Source organism: Sphingomonas sp. FUKUSWIS1 (assembly GCF_000733135.1).
GTDB lineage: Bacteria > Pseudomonadota > Alphaproteobacteria > Sphingomonadales > Sphingomonadaceae > Sphingomonas > Sphingomonas aerolata.
This window is the reverse complement of sequence record NZ_JPJC01000126.1, coordinates 11,482-12,511: the sequence shown is the minus strand read 5'-3', so window position 1 is coordinate 12,511 and position 1,030 is coordinate 11,482. Positions and strand designations below refer to the sequence as shown.

The following is a 1,030-nucleotide window of genomic DNA, read 5'->3' as shown; positions in this document are numbered from 1 at the left end:
GGGGTTGGTGATATCCATGTGCTCGCGCTATCGGCGGTTGCGTAACGGGGCAAGACAGGACGAACCATGCGCATCGGTGTTCTCGCCGCGTCGAGCCGGACCAACCCTTCGGCGATCCCCGTGGTCACCGCCTATGCGGCGCGCGCGTTTCCCGAGGTCGAGCTGGTGTTCCATCCGCAGTGCACCGCGACCGACGGGCATTTCGCGGGGTCGGATTTCGCGCGGGCGGCGGCGTTTCTGGAATATGCGAACGATCCGGCGTTCGACGCGCTCTGGTTCCTGCGCGGGGGTTATGGCGCGAACCGGATCCTGCAGATGGTGATGCCCGAGCTGGGGCGCGCGGCGCGGCACAAGACGTATCTGGGCTATTCGGATGTCGGGTTCCTGCTGGGGGCGCTCTATGCGCGGCGGATCGGGCGGGTGGCGCACGGGCCGATGGTGAGCGACATCAACCGGCATGATGGCGAGGCGACGGTGGCGCGGTCGCTCGGGTGGATGGCGCGGGGGGATCGCAGCGGACTCGAGCCGGGGCTCGGGGGGCAGCCTTCGGCGGCGTTCAACCTGTCGATCCTGACGTCGCTGATCGGGACGCCGTGGCTGCCGGATCTGACCGATCATGTGCTGATCGTCGAGGAGGTGTCGGAGCCGATGTATGCGATCGACCGGATGCTGTTCAAAGTGGCGAACGCGACGCAGCTGAAGGGGATTGCCGGGCTCAGGCTGGGGGCGGTCACTGCGGTGCAGGCGAACGAGCCGGCCTGGGGGGAGACGCTGGATTACATGATGGTGCGCTGGGCGCGGGACATGGGGGTGCCGTATCTGGGGCGGGCCGAGGTGGGGCACACGCAGGGGAACCATGTGGTGCCGTTTGGGGTGGGGTGAGGGGGCAGATTGCTTCCACCCCGGCGGAGGCCGGGGTCCAGTTGGTGAGGTCGGCGTAACTGAGCGCGGTCTTTTGTCGGCGACGTTTCCCAACTGGGCCCCGGCCTTCGCCGGGGTAGAGTTTGGGGAGGGGCGCGGGGTTATTGCG

General features: G+C 68.0%; 1 protein-coding gene. It reads left to right on the top strand.

What is annotated here, in order from left to right; genetic code table 11:
* Nucleotides 1–66: 66 nt before the first annotated feature.
* Complete coding sequence (locus sphsw_RS08810; protein ID WP_031440283.1) at nucleotides 67–882, top strand: LD-carboxypeptidase; 816 nt, start codon at nucleotides 67–69, stop codon at nucleotides 880–882.
* Nucleotides 883–1,030: the final 148 nt, after the last annotated feature.

What these genes read in the sequence shown, in the direction of transcription:
- sphsw_RS08810 (WP_031440283.1), top strand. Translation starts at nt 67, where the DNA reads ATGCGCATCGGTGTTCTCGCCGCGTCGAGCCGGACCAACCCTTCGGCG.